The following is a 14,632-nucleotide window of genomic DNA, read 5'->3' as shown; positions in this document are numbered from 1 at the left end:
GAATAGCCCGAAAAACAGACCGGCCCCGTTGCCCGGCCCGCTTATTTTCCGGGGTCGGGCAACGGCCGGTTGCTTCGCCGCATCTACCCCGCCAGTCCTCCACCTTTCAACCCCTCTGCCATGAAAAGCCCCCGTTTTCTGCTGCCCGGTTTGCTGCTCGCTTTGCTGCTGACCGCCTTCCAGACCTTCGCCGCCGACACCCGCGAAACGCGCACCGTGGCGCCCTTTACGGCCGTTAGTCTGGGCGGTTCGATGCAGGTGATTTTCCGCCAGGGCAGCCCCCAGAAAGTAGAAGTGCAGGGCGACGCCGAAGATTTAACCCACCTCGAAACCATGGTTGAAAACGGCAAGCTGCGCATCAACGCGGTGCGCGAAAGCCGCGCGTTCAGCGGCTATAACTTCAAAAGCAAGGTGGTGATTTACGTAACCGCGCCCACCGTTACGGCCCTGAGCGTGGGCGGCTCGGGTAGCCTACGGGCCGCCGAGCCCATCCGGGCCGACAAGCTGCGGCTATCCGTGGGCGGCTCGGGCAGCCTGGTGCTGGCCGGCGTCACGGCCGAAACCATCGACTCGTCGGTGGCCGGTTCGGGCAGTCTTAAAATCGGCGGTGGCTCGGCCACCAGTCAGGAAATCAGCATCAGCGGCTCGGGCGGCGTGCAGGCCGAGGCGCTGGCCTCCAAAACCTGCGACGTGCGCGTGGCCGGCTCGGGTAGCTGCCGGGTGCAGGCTACCGAAAGCCTCAACGCCCGCCTCGCCGGTTCGGGCGGCGTGTTTGTGCGCGGCAACCCGCGCATCAGCAGCTCCACCGCCGGCAGCGGCCGGGTGCATAAGATTTGAGAAGCCAGGAGTCAGGAGTTAGGAGCCAGCATAGACCCTGTCATCCTGAGCGCAGCGAAGGATCTTATCTCGCAAGAGTGGCCGTAACAACGGCTCGTTTTCGTGGGATAAGGTCCTTCGCTGCGCTCAGGATGACAGGGTTTATACTGGCTCCTAGCTTCTAGTTTCTCAAAAGTCGAACAGTCCGCCACCTTTGTTCTTGTCCTTCTTTTTGGGCTTGGACTTCTTCTTGTCCTTGCCATCGAAGATGCCGCCCAGGAAACTGGTTTTCTCCTTGATGATAATATAGCGCACCGAAAAGGCGGTGGGGAAGCGGGCCCAGTCGGCGCTGTTGATTTCGACGGTGGGCTTGAAATCGACGCTGAGCACGAGCGGCACGAAGGCCACTTTGTATTCGGCCCCGATGATGGCGTCGAAGCCGCCGAAGGTGCCGTCGTCTTTGTGGTGGCCGAGGTGGCCGCCCGCGCCGAGGTAGTAATTGAGGCTGGGGCCCAGGATACCGAAGTGGCGCTCGGCCAGCACCGTGGCGCTCAGTTCGCGCGAGCTGGCCAGCGCCAGCCCTTCGAGCGTGGCCTTGGGCAGGATTTTCTGCTGCACCGAGAGGCCGTACTGGCCGCCGCCTATCCGCAGGCCGGCAGCGGTAATGTATTTCTGGGCGAAGGCGCCCGAGGGGGCCAGTGCGGCCGTGGCCGCCGTCAGGAGTCCGGCCAGCAGACCGGCGTGGCGCCCGCGGGGGGGCAAAAAAGGCAAAAAGGTCATAATCTTATGAAGGGGCGTTTGAACCCGGCGCGGGGCTGCGCGTTGAGGCAACCAGCGAGGTACAAAGTACGTCGGTTGGGCGCAATAACGTCGCGCTCTGCCTAAACCGCGTACCTTGCGGCCTTATTTTTCGCCCGCCCCCTACCGCTCCACCCACCCGTGTATATTCATCAGGTCGCGGCCTATCTGCCCGCCGACGTCATCGACAACGCCCATTTCACCCGCCTCAACGGACTCTCGAACGAGTGGATAACTGAGCGCACTGGCATCCGGGCGCGCCGCAAGGCTTCTGCCGGCGAAAACACCAATACCATGGCCATTGAGGCCACCCGCCGGGTGCTGGCCCAGACCACTGATTTCGCGGCCGCCGCCGTGGACCTGATTGTGGCCGGCACCTACACGCCCCACGACACGATTTACACCGTGGCCCACGCCGTGCAGCGCGAAATCAACGTGTCGGATATTCCGGTGGTGAGCATTTCCTCGGCCTGCTCGTCGCTGCTGAACGCCATCGAAATCGTAGAGGGCTACTTCGCGATGGGCAAGGCGCAGCGGGCGCTGGTAATCGTGAGCGAGCACAACACAGCCTACAATAACGAGGACGACACGGTGGCCGGCCACCTCTGGGGCGACGGCGCGGCGGCCCTGCTCATCTCCAAAGAGCGCCTCGCCCCCACCGACCTGCGGGTGCGCGACATCCGCACCGGCGGGGCCGGCAACATCGGCAAGGCCGACGAATCGGTGACGCTCAAGCCCGTAGAAAAGGGCATTGTGATGCCCTACGGCAAGGACGTGTTCATTCACGCCTGCACCTACATGACGCGGGTAACCCAGGAAATCCTGGCCCGCAACGAGGTGCCGGTGGAGGAGCTGACCTACCTGATTCCGCACCAGGCCAACCTGCGCATCACCAAAAACGTGCTTCAGCAACTGGGCCTGCCCGACGAGCGGGCCGTATCCAACATCGAGGATTTAGGCAACACCGGCTGCGCGGGCGCGGCCATTGCCCTGGCCAGCACCTGGCCCGACCTGCAGCCCGGCAATCAGGTGGTCGTAACCGTATTCGGCGGCGGCTACTCCTACGGCGCCATGCTGCTGGAGCGGTGAGATGGTGAGAAAAGAACGTGTCATTCTGAGCGAAGGCGTAGCCGGAGTCGAAGAATCTCGCGTGCCAAAGTAAATCCTGACGATAGGGTTGCCATTGCACGCGAGATTCTTCGACTCCGGCTGCGCCTTCGCTCAGAATGACACGTTCTTTTCTCACCAAACCGCCGAATCACCTATTCTACTGCCAGCCGCGTGGTGCCCTGGGGGCCGTTTGAGTCGGTCCAGCGGAGCAGGTAGAGGCCGGCGCGGAGGCTGGGGGGCGTGAGGTTGAGCAGATTCAGGCCGGGCGTGTAATCGAGGCGGCGGCCGTAGATGTAGCGGCCCACGGCATCGTAGAACAGCACCGTAAGCGAGCCGGCGGCTGTTCCGGCGCCGTATTGCAGGCGCAGCGCGGGCTCGGTATTGCTGAACGGGTTGGGAAACACCGTCAGGCCGGTTTGCGCTGCGGCGTCGCGGCTCACCAGCAGGGGCCGGGCCGCGTCAAACGAGCCGTCGGGCCGTTCTGCGCGCAGCCGGTAGTAGCTCAGGCCGGGCAACGGGTCGGGGTCGAGGGCGCGGTACTGGCCGGCCGGCGCGCCGGCCGCTACCTTCGTCACCAGCTGCCAGCCGGCCGTGCTATCGAGGCGGGCGCGTTCCAGCAGAAAGCTCTTCAAATAGCACTCGTCGCGGGTAGTCCAGCTCACTTCGATGCCCGCGGAGCCAGCCGTGGCCTGCTGGCTGGTTAGCGGGGCGGGCAGCATGGCCGGCAGGCCGCACACATCGGGCCGGAAGCTACGGGCGCGCAGCACGTAGCGGCCACCGGCCACGTCGCTCAAGGGGCTCAGCTCGCGGCTGCGCTGGCCGCGGGCAATGGCGTAGTGCATGATGGCGGTGGGCCGAATCAGGTGCGACAGCTGCTGGGCGTGTCCCAGCTCGTGCACCGCCACCGACTCAAAATCCAGCTGCGGACTCACCGGCGCGGCCGGCCCGAACTGGAAGCTGGCCGCCTCGCTGAACTGCGTATCGATTTCGTGCACGAAGAATGCCACCGTGCCATCGGGGCGGTAGCAGCCCTCGTAGTAGCTGGTGGTGCGGCCCAGCACGCCGGCCGGCAGCGCGCCGCCCGCATCAAAGCCCACCGAGTTTTCGCCGTCGTCGGCCACGCCGGTTTTGGTGCGCGGCGGCCCCAACTCCCAGTTGATGCCCGTCTGGCAGCGCCAGGTGTTCAGGGCCCGGCCCCAGGCCGCGGCCGCCGCGCTGTTGGTCGCAAAGCCTGGCTCGAAACGGAACGTGAGGCCGCCGGTGCCGTTCTGGTCGCGGTGGGCGGGCACGGCGCGCTGGCCGGTTTTCGTGTCGCGCACGTTGGTAGCCGCAAACACCACGGTAACCGTCTGAGGGCTCTGCACCGGCGGCTGGCCCGCGCCATCGGGCGTTACGCGCACCGGCCCGCTGCCGGCGGGGCTGCCGCTGGCGCTCAGGGCCGGCACCCGCACCTGAATCTGGGTGTCGGTCCAGCTCAGGTAATCGTCGTCGTTGGCTTTGGTGAAGGTGCTGCCCCCGTCGTCGGCGTTGCGAAATTCCACGCTGCCGCCCGTGCCCCGGCGGCTGCCGAAGCCGCTGCCCGTAATAGTGAGTACGGCGCCGGTGCCGGCCGTCAGGCTACTCGGGCTCAGCCCACTGATAACCACGGCCTGGGGCCGGGCAGCCAGCGGCCGGCTGAGCTGCTGCCGGGCCGCCGCCAGGGCCGGGTTGGCCTGCACCACGCGGGGCGCGGCGGTTGCGGTGGCCAGCACTTCTACCGCTTCATCGAGCGTAGGGTAGCGCCGAAACGGCTCGGCAGCCGACAGGTCGGCTAAGTCGTATCGAATAAAGCCCTGTTGGCTGCCGTACACCTGCCAGCCGGTTGTGGCCGCCGCGGGTTCCAGAAAGAACAGGCCCTGCTCGCCCACGGCCAGCTGCAGCGTGTTGGTGAGCTGCTCGCGGCGCAGGCCCAGCGTGCCGCCTTCGGTAAACACGGTCAGCACCGAGTCGGCCGGCCCTTTCAGCTGGCGGAACACCCGCAGCCGGTGGCGCGTGTAGAGCCGGCCGTTGGGCGCGCGCTCCCCCTGGCTGCTGACGACGGCGGCCTCCACGATGCGGCTGGCGCGGGCGGCTCGCAGGGCGGGGTCGAGGGGCACCAGCAGGCAGTGGGTAGCCGGGGCGGCTACCAGGGAAGCGGCAGGTTGGGCCACCGTTTGCGCCGCCAGGGGCAGCGCCGGCAGCAGCGAAAACGAGAGCAGCGAAAGAGCGGAGAATTTCATACCGGGATACATACGCCAGCCGGCTGGCTGCGCGGTTGTCAAAGTACGGTATTTCGGCGCCCCGATTGCCCGGCGCGCCAACAGTTTTATGCTGCTTTCGGCGCCGGTATGCAACCTGCCGGCGCCGGCCCGGGCTCCTGCTGGCAACTCCTTGCTGCTGCTATAGCGCTCCGGCCACTTTTAGCCACTTTCCGTTACGTATGCGTTTCTTCCCGCTCGCTCCCATTGGTTTATTTACGGCCGCCCTGTTGCTGGCCGGCCCGGCCGTTTTCGCCCAGCAGGCCCCCACCGCCCCAGCCACTGCAACGCCCGGAAACCCCACCGCTGCGGCCGCCGAAGCTCCCACCCGGCCCGGACCACTGTTCAAGCTGGGAACGGGCCTGTCGGATGGCTCGGGCTACGGTAGCTTTCTGGGTTTGTCGCTGCCGTTGGTGCTGGGCGTTGAGCAGCAGTTGGCGCCCGGGTGGACGGCCACGCTCAACGGCTCCAGCCTCTGGAATATCGGCGAGCGGCGCAACAGCTCCTCGACGGACCGGGAGGGACTTAAGCTGGAGCAGTTGGGCCTCGATGCGGGCATCCGCCGTTATTACAACCAGGAAAAGCGCCGCACCAAAGGCCGCCGGACGGGCCCCTACGAGGGGCCCTACGTGGCCCTGCAGCTCAACAACTACTTCCGCCGCGACCTACCCTATAATTTCAGCCAACGCGCTTTCGAGTACGACTACAGCAGCCTGACTGCGCGTTGGGGCGTGCAGCGCCGCCTGGGCGGTCGGGGCCTCCTGGATGCCTACCTCGGCGCCGGGGTGGCCAACTCGCGCATCTACCGCTTCAACCCCGCCGCCTCCAGGTACGACCAGAGCCGGGTGCTGGACCTGGGCCTGGAGCTGGGCGTTAAAATCAGCCTGACCAACAAGCGGTAGTCGCCCCAGAGTGCCAGGCCGGCCTGCTAAAATAGGCTGCCCTGCACCGGCTGCGGAATCACGCGGGGCGGGTGTACGGTCAGGCCGGTCAGCTCGTGCAGGCGGCGCAGGAAGTGCTCGGCCCAGAGCGGTGAGTGCATGATGTCTTTCTGATGGATGAAGACATAGGCCGTGTGCAGACCCGCTTCGAGCCAGCTGGCAATGCGGGCGGCCCAGTCGTCGGCGCGGCGGAAGTCAGAGTCGATGAGGCCGTGGCCGTTGAGGCGCACGAAGGCCACGGGCGCGGTCAGGCGCTGGTGCAGCGCGTCGCGGCGGCCGGCCACGTCGCTTATCACCAGCGGCTTGTTCAGGGCTTCGAGCATGGCCGTGACGGTGGCCAGCAGGCCGGCATCGGAAAACCAGCCGGGGTGCCGCAACTCCACGGCCAGCGGCACGAAGGCCGGGAAATCGAGCAGGTAGCGCTCCAGCCGCCGCAGGTGCTCGGGGCCGAAAGTAGGTGGCAGTTGTAAAAAAGTGTGGCCCAGCGTGGGTCCCAGGCCCTCCAGGGCCCGGCAGAAGCTCACGGTCAGGTCGTCGGCGTTGTACAGGGCCCGGTCGTGGCTGATAATTTGCGGGATTTTGGGGCAGAATTTGAACGAGGCCGGCACCGCCTCGCGCCACTTGCGCACGGTAGGCGCGTCGGGGATGCGGTAGTGGGTGGTGTTGAGCTCGATGCTGTTGAACTGCCGGGCGTAGTGGTGCAGATACTCGCTGTCCTTGATGCCCTGCGGGAAGTAGGAGCCCAGCCAGGCCTTGTTGGTCCAGATGGGACAGCCCACGTACACGGCCGGCGGGGCGGGCTGCGTGGCCAGGGCACGGGCCAGCACGGCGGCCGTTTCGGGGTGGTCGGCGGGCAGCCGGAAATCAACGTAGCGCAGGTCGGAAAGGCGGCCAAAATCCATCCCCGAAGATACTCGGTTGAGAGTTGCCAGTCGCCATTCGCCAGTTGCCAGCATGAACGTCATTCAGAGCGAAGCGAAGAATCTCGCGTGCTGACGTTGTGAGAAGTCAGTTCAAAAATTGGAAGCGAGATTCTTCGCTTCGCTCTGAATGACGTTCCTGCTGACAGCTGGCAACTGGCGACTGGCAACTCATTACTCATTAGCACATTTCCCGGACTTTTGCAACCACCCGGCCGGCTACTTAGGCGGGACCAGGCCCGAATTTTTTCACCGGCGGATAGTCGTATTCCGGCGCGCATCCTTCCAGCTTCTGAAAAGAATGCAAAAAGCGTCTCAACTAAACACAAACGGTTATTTGAGCATAGCCGGGCTGAATTATTTAAATACAAGGATTATTGGAAAAGGTCAATTCATCAACAGTCGGGACACAGGCCTGATTTGGCTTGTAAGCTCTGCTTTGGTTGGTGCTTCTAGATTTGTCGCACTCACCAACCGACTCCCGGATGAAAGTGCTCTACCGACGGTATGTGTCAAGCCTGCTGCTAGTTGGCCTGACGGCCCTGCTGACACTGCAAACGGCCACGGCCAGTTCGGCCCGATTGACGGACGACGAAAAAGCGGCCACTACCGCCAAAAAGAGCACTATTCTGCGGGGCCGCGCCTCCTGGTACGGCCGTGAATTCCAGGGTCGCCGCACCAGCAGCGGCGAGCGGTTCGACCGCCACCAGTACACCTGCGCCCACAAAACCCTGCCCTTCGGCACCCGCCTGCGCGTATCGAACCCCAAAACCGGCGAGGCCGTGGTGGTGCGCGTATCCGACCGCGGCCCGTTCCGCCACCAGCGCATCCTCGATCTGGCCGAAGTAGCGGCCCGCCCGCTGGGCATCGTTACGCACGGCGCCGTATCGGTGGTGGCTGAAATAGTGCCCGACACCACGCCCCTGGGCCCCACCAACGCCCCCGACGACCTGCAGGCCCTGGCCGTTGACCCCGCCGAGCTGGCCGCGTTGCACACCAACATCGTGGCCGGCAGCACCGAGGACGCCGACGTAGCCGTGACGGCCGAACCCACCGCCTCCTACACCGTGCAGGCCGGCACCTTCGGCGACGTGCGCAACGCCCGCGCCACCATCGAGAAGATTCAGGGCCTGGAGCCGGGGCTGTTCGTTACCACGCTCACCAGCGCTTCGGCCCAGGGCAAAACCCTCAACCGGGTGGTAGTGGGCCGCTTTGCCACCGCCGCCGAGGCCAACGCCGTGCGCCTGCGCCTGGCCCGCGCCGGGGTGGCCGGCCTGGTGCGCCAGAGCGAAAACCTCTAGCGCCCACGCTTTTGGCGCGCCACCGCGCTGCTTACAGCGGTTTTCAAATTAGTGTACAGCATATGGGGCCGGTGGGCAGTAGCGCGAACTTTGTAGTTCGCGTCCCCGCGCCAGTGGAGCCGCCCACACGGCGCGGGGACGCGAACTACAAAGTTCGCGCTACATGCGCTACCTGTACAACGACCTGAAAACTGCTCTAGTTTCTGCTTAACCAAGCCCGTCGCGCCGCTTCCCTTGGGGGAGGCGGCGCGACGGGCTTTGGGGCTTTGTGGTACCCGTGTTTTTCGGGACGGTGCGGGCGCGGAGGCGCGGGCTGCTTGGGGCAGAAACTTTTCTGCGGGGCCCGCGCCGGCTTCATACCGGCTTCATGTAGTGGGCGCGTGCTTTGTGCCGTTTGCTGGCCGGCATCCGCCGTGCATCGGCCCTCAGGGCCTTCCTGGCGCCTGGTTGCCAAGCTCTCACCACCACTTACCGGAGTTTACGCATTCATGAAAAAATCCCTCGTTTTGCTTGGTTTCGGCGCGCTGTGCTTCAGCACGGCCTGCACCAAGCACGAAGAAGTAAAGGAAGAAACGGCCAAATACCTGGTGACCAGCCCGCTGCTGCAGGACACGACCATCACCAAGGAGTATGTGGCCCAGGTGCACGCCATTCAGCACATCGAGCTACGGGCGCTGGAGAAGGGCTACCTCGAAAAGATTTACGTGGACGAGGGCCAGATGGTGCACAAGGGCCAGCCCATGTTCCAGATTATGCCCCTCATGTACCAGGCCGAGCTGAAGAAATCGGAGGCCGAGGCCAAGTACGTGGGCATCGAGTACCAGAACACCAAGCGCCTGGCCGAGAGCAACGTGGTGTCGAAGAGCGAGCTGGACCTGGCCGCCGCCAAGGTGGGCAAGGCCGAAGCCGAAGTGTCGCTGGCCAAAACGCACCTCTCGTTTACCACCATCAAGGCGCCCTTCAACGGCATCATGGACCACTTTGAGGTGCGGCTGGGCAGCCTGGTGGACGAGGGCGATTTGCTGACGACACTTTCCGACAACAGCCAGATGTGGGTGTACTTCAACGTGCCCGAGGCCGAATACCTGTCGTTCAAGACCAACGCCAAGGCCAACAACCAGCCCAACGTGAAGCTGCTGATGGCCAACAACGAGCAGTTCAAGTACCCCGGCGTGGTGCAGACCATCGAGGCCGACTTCAACAACGAAACCGGCAACATCGCCTTCCGCGCTACCTTCCCTAACCCCGACGGCCTGCTGCGCAGCGGCGAAACGGGCAACGTGCTGATGACCGTGCCGCTTAAAAACGCCCTCATCATCCCGCAGAAAGCCACCTTCGAAATCCTGGAGAAAAAGTACGTGTACGTGGTGGACGCCAAGAACAAGGTGCACCAGCGCGAGGTGGCCATCGGCTCCGAAATGCCCGACCTGTACGTGGTGAAAAGCGGCCTGAAAGCGGGCGACAAAATCATGCTCGAAGGCATCCGCAAGGTGAAGGACGGCGACAAGATTGCCTTCACTTTTGAGGCCCCCAAAAAGGTGCTGGCCGGCCTGCACACCTACGCCGAGTAGCATGGTTTGAGGCCTCCCGAAAAGTGTCATGCTGAGCGAAGCGGAGCGCAGCCGAAGCATCTCTACCGCAGTGGTAATCCTAACGTCAGGTTAGTTTGACAACGAAGCGGTAGAGATGCTTCGACAAGCTCAGCATGACAGGGCCCTCGCCCAGCCCAACCAAGTCTCTCAGCTAACAGCTCAAAACCTATGTTCAGTAAATTCATTCGACGGCCGGTTTTTGCCATCGTCATTTCCATCGTCATCCTGTTTCTGGGGACGCTGGCTATTTACACGCTGCCTACCTCGCAGTTTCCGGAGATTTCGCCGCCCATGGTAATGGTGAGCGCCGCCTATCCGGGCGCCAGCGCCAAGGTGCTCACCGAGTCGGTGCTGATACCCTTGGAGCAGGCCGTGAACGGCGTGCCGGGCATGAAGTACATGACCTCCGACGCCGTGAGTGCGGGCGAGGCCAACATCCAGATTGTGTTCAACCTGGGCACCGACCCCGACCAGGCCGTGGTGAACGTGAACACCCGCATTGCCCAGGTGCTCAACCGCCTGCCCATTCTGGTGCAGCGCGAGGGCGTGATTGTGAACCGCGTGGTGCCCAACATGCTCATGTATGTGAACCTATACAGCAAGGACAAGAACACGGACATGAAGTACCTGTTCAACTTTGCCGGGGTGAACATGATACCCGAAATCCAGCGCATCAACGGCATCGGGCGGGCCTCCATTCTGGGCAGCCGGCAGTACGCCATGCGCATCTGGCTCAAGCCCGACCGCATGCGGGCCTACAACATTTCGGCCGACGACGTGATGAAGGCCCTCGATGAGCAGAGCGTGATTGGCTCGCCCGGCCGCATCGGCCGCGCCGACGGCAAAAGCTCGCAGGCGCTCGAATATGTGCTGACGTATCAGGGCCGCTTCAACGACGTAGACCAGTACAAGAACGTGATTCTCAAGTCGAATGCCGACGGCGAGATGCTGCACCTCAAGGATGTGGCCAACGTGGAGCTGGGCTCCGAGTTCTACGACATCTACTCCAACCTCGACGGCTACCCCTCGGCGGCCATCGTGCTCAAGCAAACCTACGGCTCGAACGCCAGCGACGTAATCCGCGACGTGAAGGCCAAGCTGGAGGAGCTGAAGAAGACCATGCCGCCCGGCATGGACTACAAAATCAGCTACGACGTGTCGAACTTCCTCAACGCCTCGACCGAAAACGTGCTCCACACCCTGCGCGACGCCTTTATTCTGGTGGCCATTGTGGTGTTCCTGTTTCTGGGCGACTGGCGCTCGACGCTGATTCCGATTCTGGCTGTGCCCGTGTCGCTGATTGGCGCGTTTTCGGCCATGCAGGCGTTCGGCCTCACCATTAATATGATTACCCTGTTTGCGCTGGTGCTGGCCATTGGTATCGTGGTGGATAACGCCATTGTGGTGGTGGAAGCCGTGCACGTGAAGATGGCCGAGCGGCACCTCTCGCCCTACGGGGCCGTGCGCGAGGTGGTGGGCGAAATCGGGGGCGCCATCATCGCCATTACCATTCTGATGACGGCCGTGTTCGTGCCAGTGGCCTTTATGAGCGGGCCGGTGGGCATTTTCTACCGGCAGTTCTCCATCACGATGGCCGCCAGTATCATCATCTCGGGCGTGGTGGCCCTCACGCTCACGCCGGTGCTCTGCGCCATGATTCTGAAGAATACCCACGGCCAGCCCCGCTCCCGCTCGCTGATGAACCGCTTCCTCGACTGGTTCAACCGCGGCTTCGAGCGCCTCACCGACAGGTACGTGGGTTTGCTCGGCGCCATCGTGAGCCGGCGCGTGGTGACGGTGCTACTGACGCTGGGCTTTGTGGCCGGCATCTACGGGCTGGCGCTGGTGCTGCCCTCGGGCTTTATTCCGAGCGAAGACCAGGGCATGCTCTACGCCATTGTGCAGACGCCCCCCGGCTCGACGCTGGAGCGCACCAACGCCATTGCCCAGGAGCTGCAGAAGCTCGCCGAGGACGTGCCGGGCATTGCCAGCATTTCCACGCTGGCCGGCTACGAGGTGCTCACCGAGGGCCGCGGCTCCAACGCCGGCACCTGCCTGATCAACCTCAAGCCCTGGTCGGAGCGCAAGGAAACCGTCCACGACGTAATTGAGGAGCTGGAAAAGCGGGCCAAGAAGATTCCGGGCGCCAACATCGAGTTCTTCGAGCCGCCGGCGGTGCCGGGCTACGGCGCGGCGGGCGGCTTCCAGCTGCAGCTGCTCGACAAAACCAACACTGGCGACTACAAGGCCCTCGAAAAGGTAAACGACGAGTTTCTGGCCGCCCTCAAAAAGCGCAAAGAGCTGGCCGGCCTGTTCACGTTCTACTCGGCCAAATACCCCCAGTACGAGCTGCAGATTGACAACCAGCTGGCCATGCAGAAGGGCGTGAGCATCGGCAACGCCATGAATACGCTGTCGATTATGATTGGCTCGACCTACGAGCTGGGCTTCATCAAATACCAGCGCTTTTTCAAGGTGTACGTGCAGGCTTCGCCCGAGTACCGCAAGCTGCCCAAGGACGTGCTGGACATGTGGGTGAAGAACGACCACGGCGAAATGGTGCCGTTTTCGGCCTTCATGAAGGTGGTGAAAACCCAGGGCGCCAACGAAATCAACCGCTACAACATGTACACCACGGCCTCCATCCGGGGCGACGCCGCCGCCGGCTACAGCTCGGGCGAGGCCCTGAAAGTGGTGCAGGACGTGGCCAAGCAAACCCTGCCCCGCGGCTACGACATCGACTGGGGCGGGCTGAGCAAGGACGAAGTGGGCCGCGGCAACGAGGCCGTCGTCATCTTCCTTATCGTGCTGGGCTTCGTGTACCTGGTGCTGGCCGCCCAGTACGAAAGCTTCCTGTTGCCGCTGGTGGTTATTCTGAGTTTGCCGGCCGGTATTTTCGGCTCGTTCCTGCTGATTAAGGTGCTGGGCCTGGCCAACAACATCTACGCCCAGGTGGGCCTGGTGATGCTGGTAGGTTTGCTGGGCAAGAACGCGGTGCTGATTGTGGAGTTTGCCGTGCAGAAGCACGAGGAGGGCCTGAGCGTGCGCGAGGCCGCCATTGAGGGCGCGAAGGTTCGTTTCCGGCCCATCCTGATGACCTCCTTCGCCTTCATTGCCGGCCTGATTCCGCTGATTGTGGCCACCGGCGCGGGCGCGGCGGGCAACCGCACTATCGGGGCCGCGGCCCTGGGCGGCATGCTGTTCGGCACCGTGTTCGGCGTGGTGCTCATCCCCGGCCTCTACTACATCTTCGGCAGCATAGCAGCCGGCCGCAAGCTCATCAACGACGAAAACGAGAACCCTTTGTCGGAATTCGAACCCCGCGTAACTGTAACCGAGCTAGAAGACCAAGTTGCCACTCATGCGTAAGAAGAGCCTGATTACCTTTTTCGGGGCCGCCGCCTTCGCGGTGGCCCTCACGGGCTGCGTTACGCCGGGCATCGTGCCCCGCACGGCCAGCCACGCGGTGCCGGCCAGCTACGGCAGCGCCCTCACCGATACCACCAACACGGCCCAGCTGCGCTGGCAGGAGTTTTTCACCGACCCCAACCTTACCACCCTCATCGACACGGCCCTGCGCAACAGCCAGGAGCTGAACATCGCGCTGCAGGAAATCCAGCTTTCGAAAAACGAAGTGCAGGTGCGCAAGGGCGAGTACCTGCCGTTTCTGGGCGTGGGCGTGCGCTCCGACGTGGATAAACCCGGCCGCTACACCCTGCGCGGCGCCACCGAGGAGCAGGTGCGCATCGAGGAAGACCACAAAAACCCCGAGCCGCTGGCCAACCACCAGGTGGGCGCGTTTGCCAGCTGGGAAGTGGACATCTGGCACCGGCTGCGCAACGCCCGCAAGGCCGCCGCGCTGCGCTACCTGGCCAGCGTGGAGGGCCGGAACTTCGCCGTTACCAACCTGATTGCCGAAGTTGCTACCTCCTACTACGAGCTACTGGCCCTGGATAACCAGCTGGCCATTACGCGCCAGAACATCGACATTCAGCGCAACGCCCTGCAGCTGGTGAAGCTGCAGAAGGAGTCGGCCCGCACCACCGAGCTGGCCGTGCAGCGCTTCGAGGCCCAGCTGCACAACACGCTCAGCAACCAGTTCACCATCCAGCAGCAAATCACGGAAACCGAGAACCGCATCAACTTCCTGGTGGGCCGCTACCCCCAGCCCGTAGCCCGCAACGACTCCTCGTTCAATGCCCTGGTGCCCCAGCTGGTGCGTGCGGGCGTGCCGGCCCAGCTGCTGCAAAACCGCCCCGACATCCGGCAGGCCGAGCAGCGCCTGCTGGCCTCCAACCTCGATGTGCAGGTGGCCCGCGCCGCCTTCTACCCGGCGCTGCGCATTACCGGCTCGGCCGGCTTCGAGGCCTTCCGGCCCGGTTTGCTGTTCACTTCGCCCCAGTCTATGCTGTTTTCGGCGGCCGGCGACCTGATGGCCCCGCTCATCAACCGCAACGGCATCAAATCGGTCTACAGCAGCGCCAACGCCAGCCAGATTCAGACCGCCTACAACTACGAGCGCACCGTGCTGAACGCCTACGTGGAAGTGAGCAACCAGCTGGCCAGCCTGCGCAACCTGGGCCAGAGCTACGACGAGAAGGCCCGCGCCGTAGCCGCCCTCAATCAGTCGGTCACCATCTCCAACTCCCTCTTCCGCTCGGCCCGCGCCGAGTACACCGAAGTGCTGTTCACCCAGCGCGACGCCCTCGAAGCCAAGTACGACCTCATCGAGCTGAAAATGAAGCAGCTCAACGCCCAGGTCAACGTCTACCGCGCCCTCGGCGGCGGCTGGAACTAGGGTATTGGAATAAGGTCGCGATAGGCAGCCTCATTCCAAAACCTCTTTCTTGCCTAGTAAGCCCCATTGAAAATTGCCCC

At 63.8% G+C, this 14,632-nt stretch carries 10 protein-coding genes; 7 read left to right on the top strand and 3 right to left on the bottom strand.

The features are described 5' to 3' along the window. Positions 1-120 precede the first annotated feature (120 nt). Entirely contained in the window at positions 121-837 is a 717-nt protein-coding gene (locus tag H145_RS19550) for a head GIN domain-containing protein (RefSeq protein WP_019946463.1), read from the top strand. Positions 838-1,005: 168 nt separating this feature from the next. Here H145_RS19550 and H145_RS19545 read toward each other — a convergent pair whose 3' ends face one another. Then, a complete protein-coding gene (locus H145_RS19545; RefSeq protein ID WP_019946462.1) occupies positions 1,006-1,596 on the bottom strand; it encodes a hypothetical protein in 591 nt (196 codons plus the stop codon). A 159-nt stretch (positions 1,597-1,755) separates the two neighbouring features. Between H145_RS19545 and H145_RS0102005 the strand changes: the two genes are divergently transcribed. Further along, complete coding sequence (locus tag H145_RS0102005; protein WP_019946461.1) at positions 1,756-2,703, top strand: 3-oxoacyl-ACP synthase III family protein; 948 nt, start codon at positions 1,756-1,758, stop codon at positions 2,701-2,703. Between the two features lie 173 nt (positions 2,704-2,876). On the opposite strand, the gene H145_RS0102000 is transcribed toward H145_RS0102005, so the two are convergent. After that, on the bottom strand, positions 2,877-4,982 hold the full coding sequence (locus H145_RS0102000) for an IPT/TIG domain-containing protein (RefSeq protein WP_019946460.1): 2,106 nt from the start codon (positions 4,980-4,982) through the stop codon (positions 2,877-2,879). Positions 4,983-5,182: 200 nt separating this feature from the next. Between H145_RS0102000 and H145_RS0101995 the strand changes: the two genes are divergently transcribed. After that, positions 5,183-5,902, top strand: coding sequence for a hypothetical protein (locus H145_RS0101995; protein ID WP_019946459.1), 720 nt, complete (start codon positions 5,183-5,185; stop codon positions 5,900-5,902). A 26-nt stretch (positions 5,903-5,928) separates the two neighbouring features. Here H145_RS0101995 and H145_RS0101990 read toward each other — a convergent pair whose 3' ends face one another. Then, complete coding sequence (locus tag H145_RS0101990; protein WP_019946458.1) at positions 5,929-6,843, bottom strand: DUF72 domain-containing protein; 915 nt, start codon at positions 6,841-6,843, stop codon at positions 5,929-5,931. 527 nt (positions 6,844-7,370) lie between these two features. On the opposite strand from H145_RS0101990, the gene H145_RS22410 reads away from it, so the two are divergent. The 4 genes from H145_RS22410 to H145_RS0101970 all read left to right on the top strand — a co-directional run bounded on the left by H145_RS22410 (position 7,371) and on the right by H145_RS0101970 (position 14,552). Beyond that, positions 7,371-8,162: a septal ring lytic transglycosylase RlpA family protein gene (locus H145_RS22410; protein WP_169513148.1), complete on the top strand. Its 792-nt coding sequence runs from the start codon at positions 7,371-7,373 to the stop codon at positions 8,160-8,162. 488 nt (positions 8,163-8,650) lie between these two features. Then, the gene (locus tag H145_RS0101980) at positions 8,651-9,733 is read left to right on the top strand and encodes an efflux RND transporter periplasmic adaptor subunit (protein WP_019946456.1); all 1,083 of its coding nucleotides are present in this window, start codon (positions 8,651-8,653) and stop codon (positions 9,731-9,733) included. Positions 9,734-9,922: 189 nt separating this feature from the next. Further along, positions 9,923-13,123 (top strand): efflux RND transporter permease subunit, encoded by a 3,201-nt coding sequence (locus tag H145_RS0101975; protein ID WP_019946455.1) that lies wholly within the window; start codon positions 9,923-9,925, stop codon positions 13,121-13,123. Continuing rightward, positions 13,116-14,552 (top strand): TolC family protein, encoded by a 1,437-nt coding sequence (locus H145_RS0101970; RefSeq protein WP_019946454.1) that lies wholly within the window; start codon positions 13,116-13,118, stop codon positions 14,550-14,552. Before H145_RS0101975 ends, H145_RS0101970 begins: the two co-directional genes overlap by 8 nt. Positions 14,553-14,632 lie beyond the last annotated feature (80 nt).

This window comes from Hymenobacter aerophilus DSM 13606 (assembly GCF_000382225.1).
GTDB classification, from domain to species: domain Bacteria; phylum Bacteroidota; class Bacteroidia; order Cytophagales; family Hymenobacteraceae; genus Hymenobacter; species Hymenobacter aerophilus.
The sequence above is the reverse complement of the archived record's forward strand: the minus strand, read 5'-3'. Positions and strand labels throughout refer to the sequence as shown.

Coding starts and splice junctions, on each gene's coding strand:
- H145_RS19550 (WP_019946463.1), top strand. CDS start 121: ATGAAAAGCCCCCGTTTTCTGCTGCCCGGTTTGCTGCTCGCTTTGCTG.
- H145_RS0101970 (WP_019946454.1), top strand. CDS start 13,116: ATGCGTAAGAAGAGCCTGATTACCTTTTTCGGGGCCGCCGCCTTCGCG.
- H145_RS0101995 (WP_019946459.1), top strand. CDS start 5,183: ATGCGTTTCTTCCCGCTCGCTCCCATTGGTTTATTTACGGCCGCCCTG.
- H145_RS0101975 (WP_019946455.1), top strand. CDS start 9,923: ATGTTCAGTAAATTCATTCGACGGCCGGTTTTTGCCATCGTCATTTCC.
- H145_RS0101980 (WP_019946456.1), top strand. CDS start 8,651: ATGAAAAAATCCCTCGTTTTGCTTGGTTTCGGCGCGCTGTGCTTCAGC.
- H145_RS0102000 (WP_019946460.1), bottom strand. CDS start 4,982: ATGAAATTCTCCGCTCTTTCGCTGCTCTCGTTTTCGCTGCTGCCGGCG.
- H145_RS0101990 (WP_019946458.1), bottom strand. CDS start 6,843: ATGGATTTTGGCCGCCTTTCCGACCTGCGCTACGTTGATTTCCGGCTG.
- H145_RS19545 (WP_019946462.1), bottom strand. CDS start 1,596: ATGACCTTTTTGCCTTTTTTGCCCCCCCGCGGGCGCCACGCCGGTCTG.